This is a genomic window from Phenylobacterium sp. (assembly GCF_035539035.1).
GTDB lineage: Bacteria > Pseudomonadota > Alphaproteobacteria > Caulobacterales > Caulobacteraceae > Phenylobacterium.
Window position 1 is genome coordinate 455,186 of record NZ_DATLJI010000016.1, and the last position, 26,670, is coordinate 481,855.

At 71.0% G+C, this 26,670-nt stretch carries 31 protein-coding genes; 17 read left to right on the forward strand and 14 right to left on the reverse strand.

The genetic code is table 11. From position 1 onward, the window contains the following. Window positions 1-91 precede the first annotated feature (91 nt). From sigJ to VM685_RS16165, 6 genes are all read right to left on the reverse strand, one after another. Window positions 92-973 (reverse strand): RNA polymerase sigma factor SigJ, encoded by an 882-nt coding sequence (sigJ, locus tag VM685_RS16140; protein WP_325461201.1) that lies wholly within the window; start codon window positions 971-973, stop codon window positions 92-94. 11 nt (window positions 974-984) lie between these two features. Continuing rightward, window positions 985-1,536 (reverse strand): hypothetical protein, encoded by a 552-nt coding sequence (locus tag VM685_RS16145; protein WP_325461202.1) that lies wholly within the window; start codon window positions 1,534-1,536, stop codon window positions 985-987. Then, on the reverse strand, window positions 1,530-1,919 hold the full coding sequence (locus VM685_RS16150; RefSeq protein WP_325461203.1) for a hypothetical protein: 390 nt from the start codon (window positions 1,917-1,919) through the stop codon (window positions 1,530-1,532). Before VM685_RS16150 ends, VM685_RS16145 begins: the two co-directional genes overlap by 7 nt. 58 nt (window positions 1,920-1,977) lie before the next feature. Then, window positions 1,978-2,673 carry an HAD family hydrolase gene (locus VM685_RS16155; RefSeq protein WP_325461204.1) on the reverse strand — a complete coding sequence of 232 codons (696 nt, stop codon included), beginning with the start codon at window positions 2,671-2,673 and terminating at the stop codon, window positions 1,978-1,980. A gap of 33 nt (window positions 2,674-2,706) precedes the next feature. Beyond that, entirely contained in the window at window positions 2,707-2,952 is a 246-nt protein-coding gene (locus VM685_RS16160) for a DUF1272 domain-containing protein (RefSeq protein WP_325461205.1), read from the reverse strand. 76 nt (window positions 2,953-3,028) lie between these two features. After that, entirely contained in the window at window positions 3,029-3,460 is a 432-nt protein-coding gene (locus VM685_RS16165; RefSeq protein ID WP_325461206.1) for a DUF1330 domain-containing protein, read from the reverse strand. Between the two features lie 74 nt (window positions 3,461-3,534). Between VM685_RS16165 and carA the strand changes: the two genes are divergently transcribed. After that, window positions 3,535-4,707 (forward strand): glutamine-hydrolyzing carbamoyl-phosphate synthase small subunit, encoded by a 1,173-nt coding sequence (gene carA / locus VM685_RS16170; RefSeq protein ID WP_325461207.1) that lies wholly within the window; start codon window positions 3,535-3,537, stop codon window positions 4,705-4,707. 4 nt (window positions 4,708-4,711) lie between these two features. Here carA and VM685_RS16175 read toward each other — a convergent pair whose 3' ends face one another. The 5 genes from VM685_RS16175 to VM685_RS16195 all read right to left on the reverse strand — a co-directional run bounded on the left by VM685_RS16175 (window position 4,712) and on the right by VM685_RS16195 (window position 8,553). Further along, complete coding sequence (locus VM685_RS16175; RefSeq protein ID WP_325461208.1) at window positions 4,712-6,466, reverse strand: DUF885 domain-containing protein; 1,755 nt, start codon at window positions 6,464-6,466, stop codon at window positions 4,712-4,714. 50 nt (window positions 6,467-6,516) lie between these two features. Next, complete coding sequence (locus VM685_RS16180) at window positions 6,517-7,239, reverse strand: anti-sigma factor (RefSeq protein WP_325461209.1); 723 nt, start codon at window positions 7,237-7,239, stop codon at window positions 6,517-6,519. Further along, a complete protein-coding gene (locus VM685_RS16185) occupies window positions 7,236-7,781 on the reverse strand; it encodes a sigma-70 family RNA polymerase sigma factor (RefSeq protein ID WP_325461210.1) in 546 nt (181 codons plus the stop codon). Before VM685_RS16185 ends, VM685_RS16180 begins: the two co-directional genes overlap by 4 nt. An 88-nt stretch (window positions 7,782-7,869) precedes the next feature. Continuing rightward, a complete protein-coding gene (locus VM685_RS16190) occupies window positions 7,870-8,277 on the reverse strand; it encodes a cupin domain-containing protein (protein ID WP_325461211.1) in 408 nt (135 codons plus the stop codon). A gap of 51 nt (window positions 8,278-8,328) precedes the next feature. Next, entirely contained in the window at window positions 8,329-8,553 is a 225-nt protein-coding gene (locus tag VM685_RS16195) for a hypothetical protein (RefSeq protein WP_325461212.1), read from the reverse strand. Window positions 8,554-8,841: 288 nt separating this feature from the next. Between VM685_RS16195 and VM685_RS16200 the strand changes: the two genes are divergently transcribed. From VM685_RS16200 to VM685_RS16210, 3 genes are all read left to right on the forward strand, one after another. Next, window positions 8,842-9,048 carry a cold-shock protein gene (locus VM685_RS16200; protein ID WP_325461213.1) on the forward strand — a complete coding sequence of 69 codons (207 nt, stop codon included), beginning with the start codon at window positions 8,842-8,844 and terminating at the stop codon, window positions 9,046-9,048. A 182-nt stretch (window positions 9,049-9,230) separates the two neighbouring features. After that, window positions 9,231-12,599, forward strand: coding sequence for a carbamoyl-phosphate synthase large subunit (carB, locus tag VM685_RS16205; RefSeq protein WP_325461214.1), 3,369 nt, complete (start codon window positions 9,231-9,233; stop codon window positions 12,597-12,599). A gap of 182 nt (window positions 12,600-12,781) precedes the next feature. After that, window positions 12,782-12,949, forward strand: a complete 168-nt coding sequence (locus VM685_RS16210; protein ID WP_325461215.1) for a hypothetical protein — start codon at window positions 12,782-12,784, stop codon at window positions 12,947-12,949. Between the two features lie 156 nt (window positions 12,950-13,105). On the opposite strand, the gene VM685_RS16215 is transcribed toward VM685_RS16210, so the two are convergent. Then, the gene (locus tag VM685_RS16215) at window positions 13,106-13,630 is read right to left on the reverse strand and encodes a GNAT family N-acetyltransferase (RefSeq protein ID WP_325461216.1); all 525 of its coding nucleotides are present in this window, start codon (window positions 13,628-13,630) and stop codon (window positions 13,106-13,108) included. 103 nt (window positions 13,631-13,733) lie between these two features. On the opposite strand from VM685_RS16215, the gene VM685_RS16220 reads away from it, so the two are divergent. From VM685_RS16220 to VM685_RS16265, 10 genes are all read left to right on the forward strand, one after another. Continuing rightward, window positions 13,734-14,516, forward strand: coding sequence for a glucose 1-dehydrogenase (locus tag VM685_RS16220; protein WP_325461217.1), 783 nt, complete (start codon window positions 13,734-13,736; stop codon window positions 14,514-14,516). A 9-nt stretch (window positions 14,517-14,525) separates the two neighbouring features. Next, on the forward strand, window positions 14,526-15,026 hold the full coding sequence (locus VM685_RS16225; protein WP_325461218.1) for an ATP-binding protein: 501 nt from the start codon (window positions 14,526-14,528) through the stop codon (window positions 15,024-15,026). Window positions 15,027-15,037: 11 nt separating this feature from the next. After that, a complete protein-coding gene (locus tag VM685_RS16230; RefSeq protein WP_325461219.1) occupies window positions 15,038-15,409 on the forward strand; it encodes a nuclear transport factor 2 family protein in 372 nt (123 codons plus the stop codon). 141 nt (window positions 15,410-15,550) lie between these two features. Next, window positions 15,551-16,024: a transcription elongation factor GreA gene (gene greA / locus VM685_RS16235; RefSeq protein ID WP_325461220.1), complete on the forward strand. Its 474-nt coding sequence runs from the start codon at window positions 15,551-15,553 to the stop codon at window positions 16,022-16,024. Between the two features lie 10 nt (window positions 16,025-16,034). After that, a complete protein-coding gene (locus VM685_RS16240; protein ID WP_325461221.1) occupies window positions 16,035-17,021 on the forward strand; it encodes a mitochondrial fission ELM1 family protein in 987 nt (328 codons plus the stop codon). A 150-nt stretch (window positions 17,022-17,171) separates the two neighbouring features. Beyond that, window positions 17,172-19,493, forward strand: a complete 2,322-nt coding sequence (locus tag VM685_RS16245) for a calcium-binding protein (protein WP_325461222.1) — start codon at window positions 17,172-17,174, stop codon at window positions 19,491-19,493. 137 nt (window positions 19,494-19,630) lie between these two features. Further along, on the forward strand, window positions 19,631-20,668 hold the full coding sequence (gene pseG, locus VM685_RS16250; RefSeq protein WP_325461223.1) for a UDP-2,4-diacetamido-2,4,6-trideoxy-beta-L-altropyranose hydrolase: 1,038 nt from the start codon (window positions 19,631-19,633) through the stop codon (window positions 20,666-20,668). A 43-nt stretch (window positions 20,669-20,711) separates the two neighbouring features. After that, window positions 20,712-21,395 (forward strand): class I SAM-dependent methyltransferase, encoded by a 684-nt coding sequence (locus VM685_RS16255; protein WP_325461224.1) that lies wholly within the window; start codon window positions 20,712-20,714, stop codon window positions 21,393-21,395. Then, the gene (locus tag VM685_RS16260) at window positions 21,392-22,054 is read left to right on the forward strand and encodes an acetyltransferase (protein ID WP_325462035.1); all 663 of its coding nucleotides are present in this window, start codon (window positions 21,392-21,394) and stop codon (window positions 22,052-22,054) included. The genes VM685_RS16255 and VM685_RS16260 overlap by 4 nt, the downstream gene beginning before the upstream one ends. Before the next feature lie 2 nt (window positions 22,055-22,056). Beyond that, window positions 22,057-22,950: a hypothetical protein gene (locus tag VM685_RS16265; protein ID WP_325461225.1), complete on the forward strand. Its 894-nt coding sequence runs from the start codon at window positions 22,057-22,059 to the stop codon at window positions 22,948-22,950. Window positions 22,951-22,954: 4 nt separating this feature from the next. On the opposite strand, the gene VM685_RS16270 is transcribed toward VM685_RS16265, so the two are convergent. Beyond that, the gene (locus tag VM685_RS16270) at window positions 22,955-23,602 is read right to left on the reverse strand and encodes a WbqC family protein (protein WP_325461226.1); all 648 of its coding nucleotides are present in this window, start codon (window positions 23,600-23,602) and stop codon (window positions 22,955-22,957) included. A gap of 122 nt (window positions 23,603-23,724) precedes the next feature. Between VM685_RS16270 and VM685_RS16275 the strand changes: the two genes are divergently transcribed. Then, a complete protein-coding gene (locus VM685_RS16275) occupies window positions 23,725-24,540 on the forward strand; it encodes a phytanoyl-CoA dioxygenase family protein (RefSeq protein ID WP_325461227.1) in 816 nt (271 codons plus the stop codon). A gap of 3 nt (window positions 24,541-24,543) precedes the next feature. Here VM685_RS16275 and VM685_RS16280 read toward each other — a convergent pair whose 3' ends face one another. Then, window positions 24,544-25,278 (reverse strand): FkbM family methyltransferase, encoded by a 735-nt coding sequence (locus tag VM685_RS16280; protein WP_325461228.1) that lies wholly within the window; start codon window positions 25,276-25,278, stop codon window positions 24,544-24,546. Window positions 25,279-25,364: 86 nt separating this feature from the next. On the opposite strand from VM685_RS16280, the gene trxB reads away from it, so the two are divergent. Together trxB and VM685_RS16290 are read left to right on the forward strand one after the other, a co-directional pair. Further along, complete coding sequence (trxB, locus tag VM685_RS16285) at window positions 25,365-26,369, forward strand: thioredoxin-disulfide reductase (RefSeq protein ID WP_325461229.1); 1,005 nt, start codon at window positions 25,365-25,367, stop codon at window positions 26,367-26,369. A gap of 102 nt (window positions 26,370-26,471) precedes the next feature. Then, window positions 26,472-26,666, forward strand: coding sequence for a hypothetical protein (locus VM685_RS16290; protein WP_325461230.1), 195 nt, complete (start codon window positions 26,472-26,474; stop codon window positions 26,664-26,666). Window positions 26,667-26,670 lie beyond the last annotated feature (4 nt).

The window sequence follows — 26,670 nt, forward strand, 5'->3', positions numbered from 1 at the left end:
CGGAGCGACCGCACCCTGCCCGGACGCGGTCTTTCCCATCGTCGATCCACCTCCTGCGCCCCTTACGTGCGTGCGCGTACGCGAAGACGTGTCAGCTTCCGTCACTCGCGTCCGCCGCCAGGTGCGCCAGCTTCTCCGGGTTGCGCACCGCATAGATCGCCGCGATCAGCCCGTCCTCGCCGGGCTCGAAGGCCAGCGTCTCCGGCCCGTCCGCGAGGTGCAGCACCAGCCCCGGCAGGCCGTTGACCCGCACCGTCTCGAACCGCTCCACGCCGGGCAGGCCGCCAGTGCGCCAGGCGATGCCCTCCAGCAGCCGGATGATGTCGTCGCGACCGACCATCACCCTGAGCGCCGCCTTCCGCTTGCCGCCGCCGTCGGTGACCATGATCGCGTCGCGGGCCAGCAGCGCCGCCAGGGCCTGCATGTCCTGCCCGGCCGCGGCGGCCACGAAGGCCTGGGCCAGCTCCAGCGCCTTCTGCCGGTCCACCGAGAACCGGGGCCGCGCGTCGCGCACATGCTCCCGCGCCCGGCTGGCCAGCTGGCGCACCGCGCCTTCCGTCCGCCCGAGCGTCTCGGCCACCGCCGCATAGTCCTCGTCGAACACGTCGTGCAGCAGGAACACGGCGCGCTCCAGCGGCGACAGCCGCTCGAGCGCCAGCAGGAAGGCCACCGAGACGTCCTCCGCCCGCTCCACCGGGTCCTCCAGGGGCTCGATCAGCGGCTCGGGCAGCCAGGGGCCGCGATAGGCCGCCCGCTCCGCCTTCGCCGCCCGCAGCCGGTCGATGCAGAGCCGCGTTGTGGTCCGCACCAGCCACGCGGCCGGGTCGGTCACGCCCTCGGCCGCCCGGGTCCAGCGCAGCCAGGCGTCCTGCACCGCGTCCTCGGCCTCCGAGACCGAGCCCAGCATCCGGTACGCCAGCCGCTTCAGCCGGGGCCGCTGCGCCTCGAAGGCGTCGGTCAGGACCGCTTCCATGGCGCGCGAGCCTACGCCGCCACCGGCAGGTGCGCGACCGGCGCGGCCACGCCGCCCACCGTCACCTTCGAGCAGGCCTTGCCGTAGCCCAGGGCGTACTTGAGCGTCGGGTACATCCGGGCCGTGGTCAGGGCGAGCGAGAGGGCCACGAGCCCCCGGTCGCCCCAGCGCCGGACGATCTCGTCGCGCAGCGGCTCCACCGCCTCGAGGTCGCGGGCCAGGCTGGCCCGGGCGAACCGCCACGCCAGCCGGGCCTCGTCGCTCATCGCCGCTTCGTCTCCGGCCAGGATCGCCCGCAGCACCTCCGGCCGCGCGCCGCCGGCCGTGGCCATGTCGACGCCGATCTGCACGCACGGCCCGCAGTCCTCGTGCAGCGTGCCCACCAGCCCCGCCGCCGCCAGCGCCTCGGCCGGGGCGGCCCGGTGGTCGGTCATCCGGGCCACGAAGCTGAACTTCAGGAAGCTCAGGGGCGCCGCCCGCAGCACGTGGCGCATGTAGCTGGCGTCATAGCCCCAGGCCCGCTCGAAGGCGTCGATCTGGCGCGAGAGGATGGCTTTCAGCATGGCGAGGTCTCCTTCGGTGTGGTGAGCGCGATGGCGAGCGTCAGGAGGGCCGGCAGGTAGACGCCGGCGAGGTCGCGCAGGACGTCGGCCATGGGCGTGGTCCCGCAGGCGGCGTCGTAGACGTGGACCGCAGCGTGCAGCGTCAGGAAGCCTGCGCCGATCGCCAGCGCCGGCCAGCCCTCCCGCGGTCGCCAGGCGAACCAGGCGAGGCCGGCCGCGGTCACCAGGTAGGCCGCGCCGATGTCCCTCACGAAGTGCGGGTTGTAGGGCCCTGTCGCCGTCACGCCGGGAACCGCCCCGTACCACCACCAGCCCGCCAGCAGCATGGCCAGCGCATTGGCCGTGAACACGGCCGCCAGCACCCCTGCGATGATCCGGGACATCCCTGCCCTCCTCCGCCCTCTTCAACCCAAGGACGGCGCAGGGTTCAGGTCTGTGACATCAGGCCAGCGATCGGATCCAGCCGGGCAGGTCGCGGATGGTCGCCAGTTCGCAGAACCGGGGATGGCCCTCGGGCGCGTCGGCCATCTCGTGCGCCCAGGTCAGGGGATAGGGCACATGCGCCGCGAACGCCCCGGCCTCCAGCGCCGGAAGGATGTCGGAGCGCATGGAGTTGCCGCACATCACCGCCTCGGCCGCCCCGGTGCCGTGGCGGGCGAACACCCGCTCGTAGGTCGCCGCGTCTTTCTCCGAGACGATCTCCACCGCCACGAACAGGTCGCCGAGGCCCGAGGCCGCCAGCTTCTGCTCCTGGTGCAGCAGGTCGCCCTTGGTGATCAGCACCAGCCGGTAGCTCTCCGACAGCTCGGCCAGGGCCTGGTCGACGCCGGGCAGCGGCTCCACCGGCTCGCTCAGCATTTCGCGGCCCGCGGCCAGGATGTCGGCGATGACGCGGCCCGGCGGCTCCCCGCCGGTCAGCTCCATCACCGTCTCCAGCATGGAGAGCGTGAAGCCCTTCACCCCGTAGCCGTAGAGCCTGAGGTTGCGCCGCTCGATCTCGGCCAGCCGGGCGTCCAGCACCTCCGGCGCAGCCACGTCGGCCATCAGCGCCCGGAACCGGTCCTGGGTCAGCCGGAACAGGGTCTCGTTGTGCCAAAGCGTGTCGTCGGCGTCGAGGCCGACCGTGGTGATGCGCATGGCCGCGCTCTTAAGGGAGCCCGGCCGCCGCGCCTAGGCCGCGCAGGCCTTGTGCGGCTTGAGCACCCGCTCGGTCGACGCGGGATGCTTGCCAAGCAGCTGCGCCGGCCGGATCGGGCGCCGCACGAGGTTGCCGCCGCAATTGGGGCAGGTCCCGCCCAGGCGGTTGTCCGTGCAGTCGGCGCAGAAGGTGCACTCGAAGGTGCAGATCCGCGCCTCGGCGCTCTCGGGGGGCAGGTCGCGGTCGCAGCATTCGCAGTTCGGGCGCAGGGCGAGCATCAGGAACCTCCGGGAGCCGGCAGGATGCCAGACGGCAAGCTTGGCCTGAAGGACAGGTTTCCCACCTTTCCTGCCGCTATTCTCCGAAGCCTTCGCCGGGCTCCACCGGCGCCAGCCGCAGCAGCCGGGAGTCGGCGACGGCGGCCGTGCGGTGCGCCACCAGCTCGCGGTACTCCGGGTCGCGCACCATGGCGATGAAGGCGTCGGCGTTCGGGTACTCGGCGATGAACGCCAGGTCCCAGGCCTCGGACTGCGGGCCCGTCACCATAACCTGCGGCTTGCCGGCCCAGACCTGCCGCCCGCCCAGCCGCCTGAAGATGTGCGCCGTGGTCCGGCCGTAGGCGCGGTAGGCGTCGAGGCCGGTCAGGGCCTTGCCGTGGTCCGGGTGGCCCGGCGGGTATTCGGCCTTCGGCTTCAGCCGGATCAGGTTGAGCATCTGGATCGGCTCGTCGCGCGGCAGCGACTTGAAGACCTCCCAGGCCTCGCGTTCCGGGTCGATGTGCGCCATAGGGTCCCCGCCTGATTGACCGTGCCGGTGCGAGTCACTACCTACGCGGCCGTTTGCCCACAAGGAGCCTGCCGATGACCCGCGACCTGCTGCCTGGCGTCACCGGCGTCCTCGCCCTCGCCGACGGGACCATCCTCCAGGGCATCGGCGTCGGCGCGGTCGGTGAGGCGGTGGGCGAGGTCTGCTTCAACACCGCCATGACCGGCTACCAGGAAATCCTGACGGACCCCTCCTACATGGCCCAGATCGTGGCCTTCACCTTCCCGCACGTCGGCAACGTCGGGACCAACGTGCAGGACATCGAGCAGATGTCCGGCTCGGCCGAGACCGCGGCCCGCGGCGCGATCTTCCGCGACGTGCCCACCCGGCCCGCCAACTGGCGCGCCGACGCCGACCTGCAGACCTGGATGGAGCGCCGGGGCGTGGTGGGCCTGGCTGGCGTCGACACCCGGGCGCTGACCCGCAAGATCCGCGAGACCGGGATGCCGCATGGCGTCATCGCCCACAGTCCGACAGGCGTCTTCGACCTGGACGCCCTGGTGGAGCGGGCCCGCGCCTGGGACGGCCTGGTCGGGCTCGACCTCGCCAAGGACGCCTCCTGCCTGCAGCCCTTCGTCTACGACGAGGGCCTGTGGAGCTGGCCGGAGGGCTACGCCAAGCCCGCGGAGACGCCGAAGTACGAGGTCGTGGTCATCGACTACGGCGTGAAGCGCAACATCCTGCGGGCCCTCACTTCGGTGGGCGCCCGGGCGACCGTGGTGCCGGCCAACACCAGCGCCGAGGCGATCCTGGCGCGCAAACCCGACGGCGTCCTGCTCTCCAACGGACCGGGGGACCCGGCGGCGACCGGCGAGTACGCGGTGCCCGAGATCCAGAAGATCGTCGACAGCGGCACGCCCGTCTTCGGCATCTGCCTCGGCCACCAGATGCTGTCGCTGGCGCTGGGCGCCAAGACCGTGAAGATGGACCAGGGCCACCACGGCGCGAACCATCCGGTGAAGGACCTGACCACCGGCAAGGTGGAGATCGTCTCCATGAACCACGGCTTCACCGTGGACCGGGACACCCTCCCCGCCCCCGTGGTCGAGACCCACGTCAGCCTGTTCGACGGCACCAACGCCGGCATCGCGCTGAAGGACCGCCCGGTGTTCAGCGTCCAGCACCACCCGGAAGCCTCGCCGGGGCCCACCGACAGCCTCTACCTTTTCGAGCGCTTCGCCGAGAACATGGACAAGGCCAAGGCCTGAGGGCTCACGCGTCGGCGATCGGCTCGTCGAACATCAGGGCCCGCGCATAGCGCACGGGGGGCGAGCCGTACGACAGCACCTGGTCGTGGTAGCGCTTCAGGCTGAAGCCTGAACCCGCGCGGCGCTCGGCCTCGGCGCGCAGCGCGTCGTGCTCGACCACCCCCACGAAGTAGCTGGGCAGCTGGGCCGAGCTTACCCGGGCGCGGGTCCACTTGCCGGCCGCCTCCCGCTCCTGCTGGAAGGCGGTGACGGTGAGGAACTTCATCACCTCCGCCTCGTCAGCGCCATCGACATGCACCATCTGGTCGAGGATGGCGTTGGTGATCGAGCGCACCCGCATCTTCAGCTGGGTCAGCCGGAAGAGCGGATCGTCGGCGAGGAAGCCCTCCCTGGCCATCAGGTCCTCGGCGTAGACCCCCCAGCCCTCCACGAACGGTCCCGAGCCCAGCACCGCCCGCAGCGTCGAGGGATGGCGGTTCGAGTGCCAGATCTGCACGAAGTGCCCGGGCATGGCCTCGTGCACGTTCATGTCGTGGATCATGCGGCGGTTGTATTCGCGCAGGAAGCTCTCCGCCCGCTCCTCGCTCCAGTCCTTGGGGATCGGCGAGATGGCGTAGAAGGTCTTCAGATGCCGCTCCAGCGGCCCCGGGCTGTCACAGTAGGCCACGGCCACGCCCTGCTGGAACTCCGGCATGATGATGATGTCCACCGGCGCGTCCGGCAGGGTGATCAAGTCCTTCTCCCGCACGAAGCGGGTGGCCTGGTCGATGGAGCCGCGGGCCATCTCGACGACGCCGTCGCGCGGGGCGTGGTCGCGGTAGGAGAGTTCGAGCGCCGCCTCGATGACCTTCTGCTCGTCGCCGGCCGGGGCGCTCGCGCCCAGGATGTTTTTCGAGAGCGCGTACATCTCGGCGCGCGCGGCCTTGAGCGCGGCCTCGCCGGCCGCCCGGATCTGGGCCCGCGACATCGGGGACATCAGGGCGAAGGCCAGCTTCTGGTCGTAGAGCTTCGCGCCCAGGCGGAAGTCGCCCTTGGCCTGCGGGACGAGGGTCTTGTCGATCCAGGCCTGGTGCTCGGCCACCGCCGCCCGCAGCCCGGCCTCCGCCGCCTTGAACCGCGCCTGTTCGGCCGCCGTGAGGCCTGAGAGGTCGTTGGCGATCATGGTCTCCACGATGGAGATCACGCCGGGGTTCTGCCGCGAGACGGTCTGGGCGTGGATCAGCGGCACGCGGGCCGGCACGAGTTCGGCCCGGGTCTGGGCCAGCAGCCCCGGTAGCTTCTCCATGCGGGCGATGGCCGAGCGGAGGCGCTGGGGCCGGGGCGCGAACTCCCGGGCCATGAGGCCGTAGAGCGCCCCGCCGGCGGCGCTGTTGTAGATCAGCGGGTCCCAGGCCCAGGGCTGAAGGAGCTCGTCGGTCCACAGGTCGTAGCGCAGCTGGTTCTTGAGCAGCGCCAGGTCCACCTGGTTGTCGCGGCTGAGCTGCGCCACCGGAACGGCCTCGGCCGCCTTCAGGAGCTCCTGGGCCGCCGCCCGCCGCCTGGCGCGTCCCGCGGCGGAGACATCGTCGATCTCGGTGTCGAAGCGGTGATCCCCCAGCGTGGTCGCGCCGATCGGCGAGAGCCTGGCCGCGGTGTCGATGTAGCGCGCGGCGAGCCGGGCGAAGCGGGCGTCGGCGGCGCTGGCCGCGGCGGCGGGCGTGGCGAGAAGGGCGAAGCCGGCGGCGGTCAGGGCGCGGCGGGTGAGCGAGGGCGTCTGCATCCGCCATCTTCAGCACGCACCGGCCCCGGCCGCCAAGGCCGGCGGCGCCGTCAGATCTTGGCGAGCAGGCCGCGCGCCGCGATCGGGCCCGACGGTCCCTCGGGGTTGGTCGAGCCGCCCGGCGGCTCCACGGAGACGGCGAGCTGGGCGCCCTCGGCCACCAGCTCCTCCATGGGCCTGGGCATGGTCATGGTCTTCGACGTGCCCGGCTCGACCATGCCCAGCGAGCGCGGCTTGCCGTCCCGCGGGATCAGCCAGAGCTGGTGGACATGCAGCGGGTCTGTCCCCGCGGGAACCAGCGAGGTGACAATCAGCGCCTTGCGCATCGGGTCGTACGCCGCGACGAACAGCGGCTGGGCCCCGGGTTGGCCCGCCAGGTTGGCGTTGAGCAGCGGCGCCATCGGCGCCGGCGGCGCAGCGGCGGGCGGTCGGTTGGCGAGGACCACCACCGCGGCGAGGCTGGCCGCGGCGAGACCCAGCGAGCCCAGGGTCGCGCCCCGCCAGAATCGCAGGCTCCGAACCGCCCCGGCGTTGTCGTCGTTGGCCGGCAGGCTGCGTTCGATGGCCGTCCAGACGGCCGGCCGCGGCGCAACCGCCGGCACGGCGTCGGCCAGGGGCTGCAGGCGCTCGCGCCAGGCGTCCACCAGGGCGGCGAACTCGGCGTCGCGGGCCATGCGCGCCTCGGCCTCGGCGCGCTCGCGACCGGCGAGGACGCCCAGCGCGTGCTCGGCGGCCAGGGCTTCGGTTTCGGAAAGGTCGGGCGCGTCGCTCATCGCTCGAGGCACCCCTTGAGCTTGGCCAGACCGCGGCGGATCCAGCTCTTCACCGTGCCGAGCGGCGCGTCCATGCGCCGGGCCAGGGCCTCGTAGGTGACGCCCTCGAAGAAGGCGGTGCGGATCACGCCCTGCGTCCGGTCGTCGAGTTCGGACAGGCAGCCCTGCAGGCGGGCCGCGTCGTCGCCGGCCTCGAGCAGGGCCTCGGCGCTGGCTTGGCCGTCGGCGAGTTCCAACCCCTCCACCGGCTCGGCGTAGGCCAGCGGCCCGCGGGCGCGCAGCCGGTCGATGGCCCGGTTGCGGGCGATGGTCGAGATCCAGGTCATGACGCTGGCCCGCGCCGCCTCGAAGCGGTCGGCCCGGCGCCAGATCGTGACATAGACCTCCTGCAGCACGTCCTCGGACTCCTCCCGGTCGGAGAGGATACGCAGGCAGACGCCCAAAAGCTTCGCGGAGGTGGCGTCGTAAAGTTGTCGCAGGGCCGCCCGGTCGCCCGCCGCGATCCGCGCCATGAGCGGCGCAAGCGTGTCTGAGGCGGCCAAGGAGATCTCGCGCATGCGGAGGAACCGGCGCCGAAGCTGCCTGCTCCGGCGCGCTGCGGCAAGGGCTCAAAAGGAAAGAGGGTAGCGCCTAGTCCCGCCTGACGGTGTTCACGAAGCCGGGCGGCGCCTGGTCGATGACCAGCATGCGGACGGGCTCCCCGCCCACGACGGCGGCCTCGTGCCATTGGTCGATGGCGTCGATGGCGAGGTCGCCCGCCTTCACCTCGGCCGCTGTCCCGGTGACCAGATTGGTCACCTTCAGCCGGCCGGACACCAGGTAGGCGTAGCGGGGATAGGGGTGCTTGTGTGGAGCGATCGCCCCGCCGGCCGGCACGACGATCTCGGAGAAGGTCACCTCCACCGGCCCCTGAGGCAGGACGATCGCCTGTCCCGAGAGGGTCTTCTGCTGGGCGGAGATGGGCTTGGAGACGGCCGCGGGCTGGGCGGCGGCGGGGCCGGTCGCGAGCGCCAGGGCGAAGATCAGGACGGACTTCATGCGCCGACCATGGCGCAGCTTGGTCCGCCGGTCACGCCCCGGCGCGAGCGGTCAGGCGGCGGCCTTCTTCGGGCGGCGGGCGGCGGCGCGCTTGGCCTGGATGGCTTCCTGGCGCGCAGCGCGGCGCTCGGCGGCGACTTCCTCGAGCGCGGGAAGGAGCTCGGCCGCGGCGGCTTGCTGCTTGTCGTCCCCCTGGGCCTGCAGGCGACGGGCGTTCGCGAGCAGGTTCATCACCTCCTCGTCGCTCATCAGGGGGAGTTTCTCGATCAGGGACATGGACGCTACTTCTCCATACGGGAGGACGGCGGCGTGCGCGCCGCTGTCTTCCCCTTCCAATATGGCTAAGGCGCGAAATAGTTTCGCCGAATCAGCAGTTTTTTTAGTCACCTTGCCGGGGCGGAGGAAATCCGGCAGGGTGCCGCATCGAATTCGTCATGGTTCGGCCGTCTCTTCCTGCCCGCTTCGAACGGGCGCGGACGTGCCTCCCGACCCCTCTCGAACTTGATCGAACGCGCAAATGCTTGCGCCGGGCGGGATTAAACCAATACGGGACTTCGAAATTACATGGCTACTGGCACGGTCAAGTGGTTCAACGGCGCCAAGGGCTACGGCTTCATCCAACCCGATGAGGGCGGCCCGGACGTCTTCGTGCACATCTCCGCGGTCGAGCGGGCGGGCCTGACCTCGCTCAACGACGGCCAGAAGGTGACCTACGAAATCGAGCGCGATGCGCGCAGCGGCAAGTCCTCGGCAGGCCAGCTGCAGGTCTGAGGACCGCTTCCAGAACGACGGAAAGGGCCGGCCGCTGCGCCGGCCCTTTTCTTATGGGTGCGGCCCCGGCGCGCGCCACGCTTGCGCGCGCGGGCCCTCCTCTCTAAATCGCCCGCTTAACCTGCAGTTCTGACCGGTGTCGGGCGCGCTCACCTCGCGGCCGCCGTCGCGCGCGAGAAAAGATGCCCAAACGCACCGACATCTCCTCGATCCTGATCATTGGCGCCGGCCCGATCGTCATCGGCCAGGCGTGCGAGTTCGACTATTCCGGCGTCCAGGCCTGCAAGGCGCTGCGCGCGGAGGGCTACCGGATCGTCCTGGTCAATTCGAACCCGGCGACGATCATGACCGATCCGGAGATCGCCGACGCCACCTACATCGAACCGATCACGCCCGAGATGGTCGAGAAGATCATCGCCAAGGAGCGCCCCGACGCGCTCCTGCCCACCATGGGCGGCCAGACGGCGCTGAACACGGCCCTGGCCCTCGAGAAGATGGGCGTGCTGGAGAAGTACGGCGTCGAGATGATCGGCGCGCGCGCCGACGTCATCGACAAGGCCGAGGACCGCCAGAAATTCCGCGACGCCATGGACGCGATCGGGCTCGAGAGCCCGCGCTCGAAGGTGGCGCACACCCTGGACGAGGCCATGGCCGGCCTGGACTTCGTGGGCCTCCCCGCGATCATCCGCCCGTCGTTCACCCTGGCCGGCACGGGCGGCGGCATCGCCTACAATCTCGAGGAGTTCCGCGAGATCGTCGAGCGTGGCCTCGACCTCTCGCCCACCACCGAAGTCCTCATCGAGGAGAGCGTGCTGGGCTGGAAGGAGTACGAGATGGAGGTCGTCCGCGACAAGGCGGACAACTGCATCATCGTCTGCTCCATCGAGAACATCGATCCGATGGGCGTGCACACGGGAGATTCGATCACCGTCGCCCCGGCGCTGACGCTCACCGACAAGGAATACCAGTGGATGCGCCGCGCCTCGATCGCGGTGCTGCGCGAGATCGGCGTCGAGACCGGCGGCTCCAACGTCCAGTTCGCGGTGAACCCCGCCGACGGCCGGATGGTGGTCATCGAGATGAACCCGCGCGTGTCGCGCTCCTCGGCGCTGGCGTCGAAGGCCACCGGCTTCCCGATCGCCAAGGTCGCCGCGCGCCTGGCCGTCGGCTACACCCTCGACGAACTGATGAACGACATCACGGGCGCGACGCCCGCCTCGTTCGAGCCGTCGATCGACTATGTGGTCACCAAGATCCCGCGTTTCGCCTTCGAGAAGTACCCGGGGTCGGAGCCGTACCTGACCACCTCCATGAAGTCCGTGGGCGAGGTGATGGCCATCGGCCGCACCTTCGCCGAGAGCCTGCAGAAGGCGCTGCGCGGGCTGGAGACCGGCCTCACCGGCCTGGACGAGGTGGCCATCGAGAACGCCGGCGATCCGGAGATGGGCCACGCCGCGGTACTGCGGGCCCTGGCCACCCCCACGCCCGACCGGCTGCGGGTGATCGCCCAGGCCTTCCGCCAGGGCCTGACCTGCGACGAGATCCACGCGGCCTGCTCCTACGAGCCCTGGTTCCTACGGCAGCTCGAGGACCTGGTGCGCACCGAGGGCGAGATCGCCCGCGACGGCCGCCACCTCCTCTCGTCGGTGGACCTGCGCGCCGGCGGCGACGCCGAGGGCGTGGCGCTGAGCCTCGGGCACGACGAGGCGCTGAGGCGCCAGAAGACGCTGCGCACCTGGAAGGCGGCGGGCTTCTCCGACGCCCGCATCGCCGCCCTCACCGGCATGAGCGAGCGCGAGGTGCGCCAGGCGCGCCATGCGCTGGGCGTGCGGCCGGTGTTCAAGCGCATCGACACCTGCGCCGGCGAGTTCCGGGCCGATACGCCGTACATGTACTCGACCTACGAGACCGGCGCGCTCGGCCAGGCGCCCGACTGCGAGAGCGATCCCTCCGACCGCAGGAAGGCGATCATCCTGGGCGGCGGTCCGAACCGCATCGGCCAGGGCATCGAGTTCGACTACTGCTGCTGCCACGCGGCCTTCGCGCTCGACGAGATCGGCGTGGAGTCGATCATGGTCAACTGCAACCCGGAGACGGTGTCCACCGACTACGACACCTCCGACCGCCTCTACTTCGAGCCGCTCACCGCCGAGGACGTGCTGGAGCTGATCGACGTGGAGCGCTCGAGGGGCGAGCTCCTGGGCGTCATCGTGCAGTTCGGCGGCCAGACCCCGCTCAAGCTCGCCCAGGCGCTCGAGGACGCGGGTATTCCCATCCTCGGCACCTCGCCGGACGCCATCGACCTCGCCGAGGACCGCGAGCGGTTCCAGCAGCTGCTGCACAAGCTGGAGATCCAGCAGCCGGTGAACGCCATCGCCCGCAGCCGCGACGAGGCCTTCGCCGGGGCCCACAAGGTGGGCTACCCGGTGGTGATCCGCCCCTCCTACGTGCTGGGCGGCCGGGCGATGGAGATCGTCCGCGACGACGAGCAGCTCGACCGCTACATCCGCACCGCCGTGCAGGTGTCCGGCGACAGCCCCGTGCTCATCGACCAGTACCTCTCGCGCGCCACCGAGGTGGACGTGGACGCGATCTGCGACGACACCGGCCAGGTGTTCGTGGCGGGCGTGATGGAGCACATCGAAGAGGCCGGCGTGCACTCGGGCGACAGCGCCTGCTCGTTGCCGCCGTTCTCGCTGAAGCCGGAGACCATCGCCGAGCTGAAGCGCCAGACCGAGGCCATGGCGCGGGCGCTGAAGGTGCGCGGCCTGATGAACGTGCAGTTCGCGATCGAGGAGCCGCATTCCGACAGCCCGCGGATCTATGTGCTGGAGGTCAACCCGCGCGCCAGCCGCACGGTGCCGTTCGTGGCCAAAACGATCGGCCGTCCGCTCGCCTCCATCGCCGCCAAGGTGATGGCGGGCAAGAAGCTGGCCGACTTCGACCTGACCGAGACGCCCTACGACCATATCGCGGTGAAGGAAGCGGTCTTCCCGTTCGCCCGGTTCGCCGGCGTCGACACGGTGCTGGGCCCCGAGATGCGCTCGACCGGCGAGGTCATGGGGCTGGACTGGGTGCGGCCCGGCGAGGGGCTCGGCCCCGCCTTCGCCCGCGCCTTCGCCAAGAGCCAGCTGGGCGGCGGCGTGACGCTGCCCCAGAAGGGGTGCGTCTTCGTCTCGGTGAAGGACGCCGACAAGGCCTGGATCCTGGAGCCCACGCGGCTGCTGCTCGGCCAGGGCTTCAAGGTTCTGGCCACGGCCGGCACGGCGAAGTTCCTGCAGGAGCAGGGCCTGAAGGTGGAGCAGGTGAAGAAGGTGCTGGAAGGCCGTCCCCACATCGTCGACGCGATGAAGAACGGGGACGTGCAGCTCGTCTTCAACACCACCGAGGGCAAGCAGTCGCTGGTCGACAGCTTCGAGATCCGTCGCTCGGCGCTGATGATGAAGATCCCCTACTTCACGACCGCAGCCGGCGCCCTGGCCGCCGCCCAGGCGATCGTCGCGACCTCGCAGGCCCCGCTGGAGGTGCGTCCGCTCCAGAGCTACGCATGACCGATCTGTTAATTGACCGTTGTTCTTCCGGGGCGCAGAGTCGCGTCATCGCCTGACTGAAACAGGCGGCATATGGCGCGCTCCGGCGGCCGCGAGATCGACCAGCCAAAGGCGCGCCCGTGGCGCCTGCCGCAGTCTGGCTCACAGGGGAGAAATCCCCTGCAGATTGTGAGGATTACGGCATGTCGACTGAACATCACGGCGACGCTCGCCCCCACCATAAGAACAGCCACCTCCCCGAGAAGATGGAAGGGGTGATCCCGGTCCTGATGCTGATCGCCGTCGCCATTCTGGCGGTGGTGCTCATCTGGGGCCTGATGAACGGCAGCACGCCCAGCTATCTGCAGTAGCTCCCGCGCCGTCTCCGAGGACGGCGCCGGGCTGCCACAGGCGCATGGGCGCGCCGGCGCGACGCCGGGCCCGCGCTCCTGGGCGGCGCCTGTCGCAACCGGGCGGAAGGACGAGCTTCCGGTCCCGGGAGGGCGCGCGGCCGCGCCTGTCGGCCGCTAGGCGGGCAGGGTGCGGGCGAGCACGAGGTCGTCGTACTCGTTCGCACCCACCCTGAACTTGCGCTCGCCCGCCTGGACGAAGCCCTGGCGGGCGTAGAAGGCCATGGCCAGCACATTGCCGCCGAACACCCCCAGGAGCAGGCGGCGCGCCCCCATGGCCCGGGCTCCGTCCGCCGCGGCGGCCATCAGCCGCGCGCCGATGCCCACGCCGTGGAAGCGGTGCAGCAGGTAGATCCGTTTCAGCTCGATGTCGTCCTCGGCCAGCGGCACCGGCAGGTCGGGCGGCGACAGGACGGCGTAACCGAGCGGCGCGCGCCCCTCGTCCACCTCGGCGATCCATAGGGCATAGCGCGGGTCGGCCAGCCATTCGGCGTAGCGCGCCTCGCCGTGCTCCACGCGGCAGTGCGCGAGGATGTCGGTCTTGGGCAGCGCGCCCGCATAGGTTTCCAAGAACGTCGCCTGTCCCACGAGGGCGAGCGCCGCCGCATCGTTCGCGTCACAGGGCCGGACGGTGACTTCCATGGTTACGCCTCCCGCGCGCCGCTTAGCACAGATGCTTCCGTGGCGTCGCTCTGGCCCGCCGCCCTCCGGCGCCGTAAGCCAAGGGAAAAGTCGGGAGGACATCATGGCGGGACGCGTGGCGGGAAAGGTGGCGCTGGTCACCGGGGGCGCGAGCGGCATCGGGCGAAGCTGCGCCGAACGGCTGGCGCAGGAAGGCGCCGCGGTGGTGATCACCGACCTTCAGGACCTCAAGGGCGACGAGACGGCGGCCGCGATCCGCAAGGCCGGCGGCGTGGCCGACTACATCCACCATGACGTCGTCGACGAGCAGGCCTGGATCGACGTCCTGGGCCAGGTCCGCGCCCGGCACGGCCGGCTCGACATCCTCGTGAACAATGCCGGCATCGGGCTGGGCGGCTCGATCCTGGAAATGACGCTGGAGACCTGGCGCAAGCAGACGGCGGTCAACCTCGACGGCGTCTTCCTGGGCGTGAAGCACGCCATCCCCCTGATGCGGGAGGGCGGCGGCGGCTCGATCGTCAACATGTCCTCCGTGGCCGGACTGAAGGGCGCGCCGAGCCTCGCCGGCTACTGCGCCACCAAGGGCGGCGTGCGGCTGTTCACCAAGGCGGTGGCCCTGGAATGCGCCCAGGCCAAGGACGGCGTGCGGGTGAACTCCGTGCACCCTGGCATCATCGAGACGCCGATCTGGAGCACGGTGCTCGGGGGAGAGTTCGGGACCAACGCCCCGCCGGACCTCGACGCCCTGTCGGAACTCGCCGTGCCGCTGGGCGTGAAGGGCGTGCCGGCCGACATCGCCAACGGCGTCCTCTGGCTGGCCTCCGATGAGAGCCGCTACGTCACCGGCGCCGAGCTCGTGATCGACGGGGGCCTCTCCGTCCGCTAGACCGCGGCCATGCCCGCGACCCTGCATGTGATCTTCGGCCCCTCCGGAGCCGGCAAGACGACCTACGCCAACGCCTTCGCCCGGCGAGAGAAGGCCGTGGCCTTCATCCTCGACGAGTGGATGGCGCGGCTCTTCGCGCCGGACATGCCCGAGCCGATCGAATACGAGTGGATGATCCAGCGCGTCGCCCGCTGCGAGGCGCAGATCTGGTCGGTGGCCGCCGGCGTGCTGGCCACCGGCACGCCCGTGATCCTCGACATCGGCCTGATGCGGAAAGCCGACCGTGATCGCGTGCGCGAGATCGCCGAGGCCGCGGAGCTTCCGCTGCAGTTCCACTACGTCACCGCCTCGGCCGAGGTGCGCCGGGCCCGGGTGGCCGAGCGGAACGTGGTCCGCGGCGAGAACTTCGCCATCGAGGTCTCGCCCGAGATGTTCGAGTTCGTGGAAGGGGTGTTCGAGACGCCTGAGCCCTCCGAACTCGAGGGGGCGATCGTGAGCGAGAGCGCCTGAAGGAGGAGCCGATGCCCACCCGGGAACGCGTGGCGGCCTTCGTCGCCATGGTCGAATCCAACCGGCACGTGGAGGCGATAGAGGCCTTCTACCATCCGCATGCCTCGATGCAGGAGAACCAGCAGCCGCCGCGAGCGGGCCGCGACGCGCTGGTCGAGGGGGAGCGGCGGATGCTCGCCCGCAACCGGGTCCACACCCATCCCGCGGACGTGATCCTGGTGGACGGCGACCGCTCGGTGGTGCGCTGGCGCTTCGAGTTCACGCCGCACGAGGGCGGTCCTACCCTCCTGCTCGAGGAGCTGGCGCTGCAGCGCTGGGAGGGCGACCGGATCGTCGAGGAGCAGTTCTTCTACGACCCGGTCCAGATGCGCCCGCCAGGCTGAAGGCGGAGCCCAAACCGCCTTGCGTACCGCCGCTCTTGAGTTTTGCGGCGCACAATCCTAGTTTCTTTCCCCCCGGACGCCTGCGCCCGCGGCCGGTTTGGACGGAACTCTCACTTAGGGCGGACCCGAGTCATCACCTCTATGGAAAAAGTCCCGATGACCGCCGAGGGCTATCAAGCCCTCGACGAAGAGCTGAAGCGTTTGAAGACGGTGGAACGGCCGGCGGTCATCGCCGCCATCGCCGAAGCGCGGTCGCACGGCGATCTCTCCGAGAACGCCGAGTACCACGCCGCCAAGGAGCGCCAGGGCTGGATCGAAGGCCAGATCGCCGACATCGAAGACAAGATGGCCCGAGCCCAGGTGATCGACGTCTCCAAGCTCTCGGGCACCCAGGTCAAGTTCGGGGCCACCGTATCGGTGGTGGACGAGGACACCGAGGAGGAGGCCCGCTACCAGATCGTCGGCGAGCACGAAGCCGACGTGAAGCAGGGCCGGGTCTCCATCACGTCACCGATCGCGCGCGCGATGATCGGCAAGGAGACGGGCGACGTGGTCGAGGTGAACACCCCCGGCGGCGTGAAGGCCTACGAGATCCTCAAGGTGGAGTGGGTCTGACCCACTCCGCATGGGCCGGGCCGCCAAGCCTCCCCTGACCATCTGGGCCGTCTCAGACGGCCGAGCCGGTATCGAAGCCCAGGCGGTCGGCCTTGCGCACGCGGTCGCGCGGCTGCGGTCGGCCGAGGTCATCGTCAAGCGGATCGGCTGGCGGTGGGGGCTGGGCCGCCTGCCTTCGCGCCTCAACCCGGCGCTACCCTGGACCATCGAGGCGGACAGTCCCATCGCGCCGCCATGGCCCGACCTGTGGATCGCGGCCGGCCGCGCGACCCTGCCGCTCTCCGTACGGATGCGCGCCCGGTCCGGCGGCCGCACCTTCGTGGTCCAGACCCAGGATCCGCGGGTCCCGCTCGATCCGTTCGACCTGGTGATCCCGCCGGCCCACGACCAGCTCGTGGGGCCCAACGTCTTCCCGATCCTGGGCGCGCCGAACCGCCTGACGCCGGAGCGCCTGGCCGAGGAGCTCGCCCGCTGGCAGGACCGGCTCGCGGCCCTGCCCCATCCGCGGGTGGCCGTGATCGTCGGCGGCCGGTCCAAGGTGTTCGACCTGCCCGAAGCGCACGCCGCGGCGCTCGCCACCCGCATCGCCGGGGCGGTGGAGCGCGCCGGCGGCTCGCTGCTGCTCAGCTTCACCCGCCGCACCCCCGAGGCAGCCAGGCGGGCCATGCGTGAGCGCCTGGCCCGCCTGCCGGGGATCATCTGGGACGATCAGGGCGAGAACCCCTATTTCGCCTTCCTGGCGGCGGCCGACGCGATCCTGATCACCGAGGACTCCACCAACCTCGCCACCGACGCTGCGGCCACAGGCAAGCCCGTGCACGTCCTGCCCATGGTCGGCCGGGGCAGCGACAAGTTCCGGAAATTCCACGAAGACCTCGCCCGCAGAGGCGTCGCCCGGCCGTTCGACGACGGCTTTCCAGCCTGGCGCTACGCCCCGCTCGCCGAAACGGATCGCGCCGCGAAGGAGCTGCTGCGCCGCTTTGACGCGCGCGAATAGTCGCGCTCGCCCCAAAGGCGAGCTTGCCCAGAGGGTTAACGTCCTTCAACCTTGGCAAGAAAATCGCAACACCCTGCTCCTAGGGTGCAGCTCTCTCTTTCTGAATTCTGAGTCGGGGGCCATCACGTGGCGATCTACTTCTGGGATGAAATGACGACGGCGCAGGCCCAGGCCTTCACCGCGTCTGACCGCATCGTCTTCACGTCCGGCACGGCCGCTCAGGTCGCCGTCGTGTTCAATGCGTTCACCATCGACACCCCCGCCAGCGTGACGCTGGTTGCGCCGGGCAAGTCGCTGACCTTCGACGACGCCGTTCTGCGCAACCAGGCCAACGCCGTCATCTTCCCCGACGGAACGAAGCTCTACGCGGGCACCACCGGCAACGACAGCCAGGCGGGCACGGCCGCGTCCGACGGCATCTACGGCGGCGACGGCAACGACAGCATCGTGGGCGACGCCGGCGGCGACGTGCTGCAGGGCAACCAGGGCAACGACACCATCACCGGCGGGGCCGGCAACGATGTCGTCTACGGCGGCCAGGGCAACGACACGCTCGACCTGGGGACCAACGACAACTTCGCCCAGGGCAACAAGGGCGACGACACCATCACCGGCGGCGCGGGCTTCGACCTGCTGCTCGGCGGTCAGGGCAACGACAACATCAGCGGCAGCGACGGCAACGACTACCTGCTCGGCAACCTGGGCGACGACACGCTCGACGGCGGCCTCGGCGCGGACACCCTGCAGGGCCAGGAAGGCGACGACGATCTCCGCGGCAACGACGGCAACGACTCCCTCTCGGCCGGCGACGGTGAGAACACGGTCGACGGCGGCGCCGGCAACGACAACGTGGACGCCGGCTCGGGCAACGACACCATCACCCTGGGCGCGGGCGCCAACACCGTGACCTCCGGCGGCGGCAACGACGACATCACGGGCGGCACGGGCGTCGATATCGTCGACGCGGGCGCCGGCGGAGACAGTGTCGCCGCCAGCGACGGAAACAACTCCATCTTCGGCGGCACGGGCGACGACTCGATCACCGCCGGGACCGGCGACGACACGATCGGCGGCGGCGACGGGGCCGACACCATCACCGCGAGCACCGGCGCCAACAGCATCGACGGCGGGACCGGCGCCAGCTCGATCAGCAGCGGCGGCGGCAACGACACGATCGCCACCGGCGTCGCCGACGACACCGTCAACAGCGGCGGCGGGACCGACACCATCACCGTCAGCGACGGCGCCAACAGCGTCACCATGGGTGGCGGCGGCTCCGTGACCATGGGCACGGGCAACGACACCGTCATCGCGGGCGCGGCCACCGACGCCATCACGGTTGCGGCCGGCGCGGGCAACAACGTCATCACGACGGGCGGCGGGTCCGACACCATCACCGTCGGCGCCGGCAACGACAACGTCACCACCGGCAACGGCAACAACGCCGTCACCGACACGGGCGGGACCAACACCATCACCGGCGGCACGGGCCATGACACGGTCACTGCCGGCGACGGCGTCGACAGCATCGCCGGGGATGCGGGCAACAACTCGATCTTCGGCGGCGGCGGCGCGGACTCGATCACCTCGGGCGTGGGCAACGACACCCTGTCCGGCGGCGCGGGGGGCGACACGATCACCTCCGGCGGCACGACCGGTTCCGGCTCGGACATCCTGAACGGCGGCGCGGGCGATGACAGCATCGACTTCGACGGCCAGGGCGGCGTCCAGGGCGGCGACGACAACGACACGATCACGGGCCTGAACACCGCCTCGATCGTCGACGGCGGCAACGGCAACGACTCCATCACCATGGGTGACGGCGCCAACACCATCACCGGCGGCGCCGGCGATGACCACGTGGTGGCCGGCAACGGCGGTAACCAGATCAACGTCGGCGCAGGGGCCAATACCGTCGGTTCCGGCACGGGCGACGACGCGATCTTCGGCGGCGTCGGCAACGACAGCATCAGCGCCGGCGGCGGCAACGACTCGGTCTCCGGCGGCGGCGGCGCTGACCACTTCAACGGCGAAGGCGGCAACGACACCATCGTCGGTGGCTCCGGCGCCGAAACCCTGACCGGCGGCGGCGGCGTCGACCGCATGACCGGCGGCGGCGGCGTCGACACCTACACCTTCGCGGCGGCCGGCGACTCGCTCGCCACGGCCGGCGGCGTGGCCGCCGACCGGATCCTCGACTGGGGCTCCGACGACATCCTCGACGTGACGGCGGGCGGCGGCCTGGGCACCGGGCTCCAGACCGACACGGCGGCCGACTTCGACGCGGCCCTGAGCGACGCCAACACCCTTATCGGCGCGACCCCTGCGGACGTGCTGGTCGCGGTGCAGGTGGGCTCGGACGTGGTGGTGTTCGTCGACGTCGACAATGACGGCGATATCCAGAACGACGACCAGGCGATCATCCTCGTGGGCAAGACCCTCGCGGATATCTCCTTCGCCGACTTCAGCTGACGACACGTACGATCGATCACGGCGGGGGCCGCTCTTCGGAGCGGCCCTTTGCTTTTCGGGCGAGGCGCCGTCTTCTCCCGCGGCATGACTCGACGCCCTCGCCCCGCTTCGGCCGCATTCGGAAGTGATCGGCGGATATGACCGGGCCCAGGATCCTTTTCGTGGTCGACGCCGGCGCCAAGGTGGGCGGCGGCCATGTGATGCGCTGCCTGACCCTGGCCGGCGCGCTGTCCGCCCAGGGCGCCACCTGCGCCTTCATGGGCCCTCCAGCGGTGAGCGCCATCCTCGAGAGCTTCGCGCCGGCGGCCCAGCAGCTGGCGGCGGCCTCGACGGAGCCTCGCGACCTCGCCGCCGCCATCGGCTCGGAGCAGTTCGACGCCATCGTCTTCGACCACTACGGCCTTTCCGAGCGCGACCACCGGGCCATGGGCCAGGGCCGCCCGGTGCTGGTGATCGACGACCTGGCCGACCGGCCGCTGGGCGCGGACCTGGTCCTCGACTCCGGACCCGAGCGCCGGGTGCAGGACTATGACGGCCTGATCCCCGAGCACGCCCGCCTGCTGCTCGGCCCCAGCTACGCCCCGGTGCGGCCGGAGTTCGCGGCGCTGCGCCAGACCGCGCTCGCCTGGCGCGGCGAGCCGGTGCAGCGGTTCCTGGTCTCCATGGGCCTGACGGACGTGGGCGGGATCACCGCGCGCGTGGTGGAGCGCCTGCGCCTGCGCGTCGGCGAGGCCGGCATCGACGTGGTTCTGGGCAGCGGCGCGCCGAGCCTGCCGGGATTCCAGAAGGTCGCCCGGCGGGACCCGCGCCTGGTCCTGCACGTGGACACCCCGCACATGGCCCGGCTCACCGCCGAGGCCGACATCGGAATCGGCTCGGCCGGCTCGACCACCTGGGAGCGCTGCACGCTGGGGCTTCCGTCGATCCTGGTGGTGGTCGCCGAGAACCAGCGCTCCGCCGCCGCGGCGCTGGCCCAGCGGGGCGCTGCCCTGGTCGTGGACGCCGCCGCCTCCGACTTCGACGCCCAGTTCGACCGGGCCGTGACGAAGCTTCTGAAGGACGCCGACCTGCGCCGCCAGCTGGCCGAGGCCAGCGCCGAGATCTGCGACGGCCAGGGCGCCAGCCGAACCGCCGAGGCCTTCCTGAAACTGATCGCGGCGCGCGCGCTCACCTGAGCCGCCCTTCCCGCCCCGGGAACAGTCGTGTTACGCCGGTCGCATGTCCGGCGACTGGCTGCCCCTGCAGGACCACTACGAGCGGCGCCTGCGGGAGGCCGGGGCGACGCCACAGGGCGTGGACTGGCCCGACGGCCCCGGGCTGGAGGCGCGCTTCGCCACCCAGCTTCGCGTACTCGACGCGGTCCCGGCGGGCGGCGAGGCGCCGCTGCTGCTGGACGTCGGCTGCGGCCCGGGCCTGCTGCTGGACTACCTCGCCGAGACCGGCCGGCTCTCGCAGGTGCGTTACCGCGGCGTGGACATCTCGCCGGCCATGGTCGCCGCCGCGCGGGCGCGCTGGCCGGAGCAGGCCTTCGAGGTCCGCGACATCGTCGCCGAGCCGCTCGAGCCGGAGAGCGTCGACGCGGCGATCATGAACGGGGTGCTCACCGAGCGGCAGGGCATCCCGCGCGAGCGGATGGTCGCCCTGGCCGAGGGGATCGTGGCGGCCGCCTTCCGGGCCGCCCGCTACGGCGTGGCCTTCAACGCCATGAGCAAGCATGTGGACTGGGAGCGCGACGACCTCTTCCACTGGGGCTTCGACGAGGTGGCGGCCTTCCTGAAGCGGGACGTCACCCGGCACATGGCGTTCCGCGCCGACTATGGCCTCTACGAGTTCACCGCCTTCGCCTGGCGGGAGCCGCAGCGGCCGGCGCCGCTGGCGCCGGAAGACTGGTGGACGCGATGACCCGCAAGCTGGTGATGTTCGGAACCCGGCAGATCGCCGAGGTGCTGGCCTGGTACATCGAGCGCGAGAGCGACTACCGGATCGAAGCCTTCACGGTCGACGGCGAGTACCTGACCGAGACCAGCTTCCAGGGCCGGCCGGTGGTGGCGTTCGAGGAGGTGGCGCGGCGGTTCGGGCCGGACGAGCACGAGATGTTCGTGGCGCTGAGCTACGCGAAGATGAACCGCATCCGGGCGGAGAAGTTCGCCGCCGCTAAGGCCGCGGGCTATCGCCTGGCCAGCCACGTCAGCCCGAAGGCCCAGGTCTGGGACGGGCTGCAGGTGGGCGAGAACAGCTTCGTCATGGAGCACAATGTGGTGCAGCCGTTCGCCCGCATCGGGGCCGACACCACGCTGTGGGCCGGCAACCATATCGGCCATCACTCGATCATCGGCGACCACTGCTTCCTGGCCTCGCACATCGTGGTTTCGGGCCGGGTGACGATCGGCGACCACTGCTTCATCGGCGTCAACGCGACCCTGCGCGACGGCATCACCGTGGCCCCCCGGTGCCTGGTGGGCGCCGGCGCCCTGCTGCTGGCCGACACCGAGGAGGAGCAGGTGTTCATGGCCGAGCCGACGCCCGCCTCGCGGGTCCCCTCCTCCCGCGTCCGGATCTGACCTTGGGCTGGCGCAGGCTGGGCCGGATCTACGAGCCGCGGGGCGAGGCGCCCTGGCTGGCCTCGCACGCCTCCGTGCCGTTCGCCGAGCCGCTCGAGGGCGGCCTGGTGCGGATCTGGTTCTCGCCCCGGGACGCGGCGAACCGCTCGCACGTGGCTTGGCTCGTGGTGGACCTCGCCCGGCCGGACGCGGTCCTGGAGCACGCCGAAGCGCCGGTGCTGGGCTGCGGGCCCGCGGGGGCGTTCGACGACAGCGGGGCGATGATGTCGTGGCTGGCCGGCGGGCGGCTCTACTACATCGGCTGGAACGTGCGCGCGACGGTGCCCTTCCACGTCTCGATCGGGCTCGCCGAGGCGGCGGCGGACGGCGGCTGGCGGCGGGTCGAGGGCCCGATCCTGGACCGGACGCCGGAGGACCCCTGGTTCTGCTCCAATCCCTGCGTGCTGCCGGAGGGGGACGGCTGGCGCATGTGGTACCTGGGCGGCCTGGGCTGGCACGAGATCGACGGCCGCTGGTCGCCCTCCTACGACATCCGCCACGCCCGCTCGGACGATGGGCGTACCTGGCGCGATCGCGGCCGCACGGCGATCCCGCTGGAGGGCGACGAGTACGCCCTGGCCCGGCCCAGTGTGCTCCGAACCGGCGGCGAGTGGCTCATGTGGTTCTGCGCCCGCACCCGCACCCGGCCCTACCGGCTGCGGGCCGCGCGCTCGGCGGATGGGGAGACCTGGACGCGAGCGCCGGAGCTAGCGGGACTGGAGCCGGCGCAGAGCGGCTGGGACAGCGGGATGATCGCCTATCCGCACGTGTTCGAGCAGCTCGGGCGGCGCTGGATGCTCTACTGCGGCGACGGCTTCGGCCGCTCGGGCTTCGGGCTGGCGGTCTGGGAGGACTGAGGGCCTAGGCCAGCAGCCGGGTGTTGGCGCGGACTTCGTCCGCGACGGCCGGGGCCGGCTCCTGCAGCAGGCGCGCGAGGATGGAGGCGTAGCCGCCCTCGTAGTCGCTGAGGAAGCGCAGCTCGACGCCGGCCTCGGCGAAGGCCTCGTGCCGGTAGAGCTCGCGGCCGCCGGGCGGGTTGACGTAGCGCTTGGCGCCCATGGCCCGGGCGATGGCCAGGATGCGGTCCTGGCCGCGGACGTCGGGCGGGATCTCCAGGCTGGAGGAGCGCAGGACGCGCCAGGGCAGGCCGAGCGCGCCGGCCGCCAGCGCCAGCAGGCGCTCGATGTAGTCCAGCGGCGCGCCGCGCACATCGCGCACGGCCTCGACCAGCCCGTGCGGGTCCTCGCCGGCCAACAGCGGGAAGCGGCGCATCTCGGCGGCCATGGCCTCGGGCGCGTCCGGGCGGAAGGCGAGGTCGCGGATGGCGGCGTCGCGCGGCGCCTTGGCCAGCGGCAGGGTCAGCCACTGCAGCTCGCCCGTCGCGTCCGGCAAGCGGTTGCGGTGCACCCAGCCGCGGCGGGGGAACTGCACGCAGTCGTAGATCACGAAGAGGTCCGCCGCGGCGAGCAGGCGGAAATAGCCCGCATACGGGACGAAGTAGGGCTGCATGATCGCAACCGTGTCCGCGCGGGCCCCAGGCTCCCCCATGTCCGCGCCTATGGCACGAAGTCGCCTCGCCGTCTTCCGGGCTGTATGTCTTGGCCACCACCGCGCTGCCAGACAGGACGCCGATGTCGGAAGAGCTCGAGACCCTGCGCCGTGACGGCTTCTGCATCGCCCGCGGCCTGCTGCCGAAGGCCGACGTGACCGCGACGCTGGACAGCGTCCACCGCACCATACGCGACCAGCTGCGGGAGATCGGGGCCACGGCGTCGGGGAACGACCTGCACGGCGCGCTGCGCGCCCTGCACGCCGCCGACATCGAGCGCTACAAGCGGGTGCTGGGCGCGCTCTGGCGCAAGGCGGAGGTCTCGGGGCTCATGCGCCATCCGGCGCTGTTCGGTTTCCTGCGCGAGGCGTTCGGCTGGACCGACGTCTTCCTGCCCGGCGGCGAGGTGGCGCTCCTGATGGCCGCCGACCTGAAGATCCCCGGCGGCTACTTCGGCCTGGGCGCGCACCAGGACTTCCCGTCCGTGCAGGGCAGCCTGGACGGGGTGGTGGCTTGGATCCCGCTGACCGACGTGGACCGCGACGGCTGGCCGGTCGAGGTGATCCCCGGCAGCCACCGGCGGGGCCTGATCACCGACGTGGACCAGACCCGCAACGGCTGGGAGATCCGGCCCGAGGCCCTGGGCGACGCCGAGTGGCGGCCTGTGGAGGCGAAAGCGGGCGACGTGGTGTTCCTGTCGGTGTTCACGGTGCACCGCAGCCGGCGGGAGGGCGATCCGGCGAGGCTGCGGCTGGCGCTCTCCACCCGCTTCGACAACGCCGCCGAGCCGACCTTCGTCGGCCGCGCCTACCCCACCGCCTATCAGCGCACGGTCCACCGCGACCAGTACGTGGCGGACTTCCCGACGCCGGAGCAGATCAGGGCGCTGTTCGGCTGAGGCTCAGCGCCGGAAGACGCAGTTGAAGAGGCCCGGGTAGTGACCGCCGCGCAGGCGCACCACCGGGTGCTTCTCCGCCGGGCGGAAGCCGTGGGCTTCTAGGACCGCCGCCTCGTCCGAGGCGCTATGGTCGGACAGCTCGATGAAGACGGTGTGGAGCGACGGGGCCCGGAGCGTCTTGGCCGCGCCCAGCAGGACGGCGGCCTCGGCCCCGTCCACGTCCACCTTGAGCACCTGCGGCGGCGGCAGCCGGCAGAGGTCGATCAGGTCGTCCAGCCGGTACTTGAGCACCGACTGCACGTGGGCCGGGTCGAAGCGCTCCTTGGTGTCCTGGGTGATCGCCTGGTCGAGGATCTTGCCGTGCTCGCCCGCGCCGTAGACCCGGGTGTGGATCGCCCCAAGCCCCGCCTCGTCGGACAGGGCGACGTTGAGCGCGGTGAGCGGCGTCTTCAGCCGGTCGCGGTTCAGGAAGTGGTTGAGCTCCAGAGTGGCGTAGTTCTGCGCCTCGGGCTCGAAAGCCACCACGCGGCAGCCGCGCTGGATCGCAGCGTAGAGCGAGAAGAGGCCGATGGAGGCGCCCACGTCGTAGAGCACGGTCCCTTCCGGCAGGGCGTCCACGAGGTCCAGGAGCTCGGGCTCGATCTCCTCGTAGCGCTCGGCCCAGACGCGCAGCCGACCGTTGCCCACGTGGAAGCGGATATTCGCGCCGCGGGCGGCGATGTCGAGGACGTCGCTCATCCCCGCTGGCTTACGGCGGGGGGGCATGGCGCCGCAAGCGCCGCTCGGCCGTCGCGGTCCGGCGGAATCGTCACTACATTGGCGCCATGTCCGAAAATCCCCGCTCCGTCCGCTGCCTGATCGTGGGCTCTGGCCCCGCCGGCTACACCGCCGCCATCTACGCCGCCCGCGCGCTGCTGAAGCCGGTGCTGATCCAGGGCATCCAGCCCGGCGGCCAGCTCACCATCACCACCGACGTGGAGAACTATCCGGGCTTCGCCGACGTGATTCAGGGCCCCTGGCTGATGGAGCAGATGCAGGCCCAGGCCGAGCATGTGGGCACCGAGATCGTCAACGACATCGTGGTGACAGCGGACCTTTCCAAGCGGCCGTTCCGGCTGGAGACCGACAGCGGCCAGGTGTGGCTCGCCGAGACCCTGATCATCGCCACCGGCGCCCAGGCCAAGTGGCTGGGCCTGGAGAGCGAGCAGAAGTTCCAGGGCTTCGGCGTCTCGGCCTGCGCCACCTGCGACGGCTTCTTCTACCGCGGCAAGAACGTCGTGGTGGTGGGCGGCGGCAACACCGCCGTCGAGGAGGCCCTGTTCCTCACCAACTTCGCCGCCAAGGTCACGGTGGTGCACCGGCGCGACGAGTTCCGCGCCGAGCGGATCCTGCAGGAGCGGCTGTTCGCCCATCCGAAGATCGAGGTGGTGTGGGACAACGCCATCGACGAGGTGATCGGCGACACCGACCCCATGGGCGTAACCGGCGTGCGCCTGAAGAACGTGAAGAGCGGCGAGACCCGCACCATTCCCTGCGACGGCGTCTTCGTCGCCATCGGCCACGCCCCGGCCTCGCAGCTGTTCCAGGGCCAGCTGGAGATGGATTCTTCCGGATACCTGAAGGTGAAGCCCGGCACCGCCTCGACGGCCATCAAGGGCGTCTACGCCGCCGGCGACGTCACCGACGACGTCTACCGCCAGGCGGTGACGGCGGCGGGCATGGGCTGCATGGCGGCCCTGGAGGCGGTGCGCTTCCTGGCCGAGGAGGACCACGCCAAGGCGCACAAGCCGATCAGCCACGCCGAGGCCGAGAAGATCGGAGCTTGGTGAGCTTCACCAATGACTTAGGCGATATTTTCGACTGATCCTCGCCTGCCGACCGCAACCCGACCGCCTTTTGGCAGGTTGAGGGCGGGGAGAGCGTACAGTCGAATGAGAGACAGTGAGCGATACCTCGCGCAAGCCGACGCGGTCGCGCGGCTCGCCGTCCGGGCCGAGAGCCCGGCCGAGAAGGCGGTGTACCTGAGTATCGCCGAAGGCTGGCGCAAGCTGGCGGGCGAGGCCATGCGCAACGAGCGGCAGGAGGCCGACCGCCGCGAAGGCGAGGGCCTGAGGGCCGCCGAATAGCCTC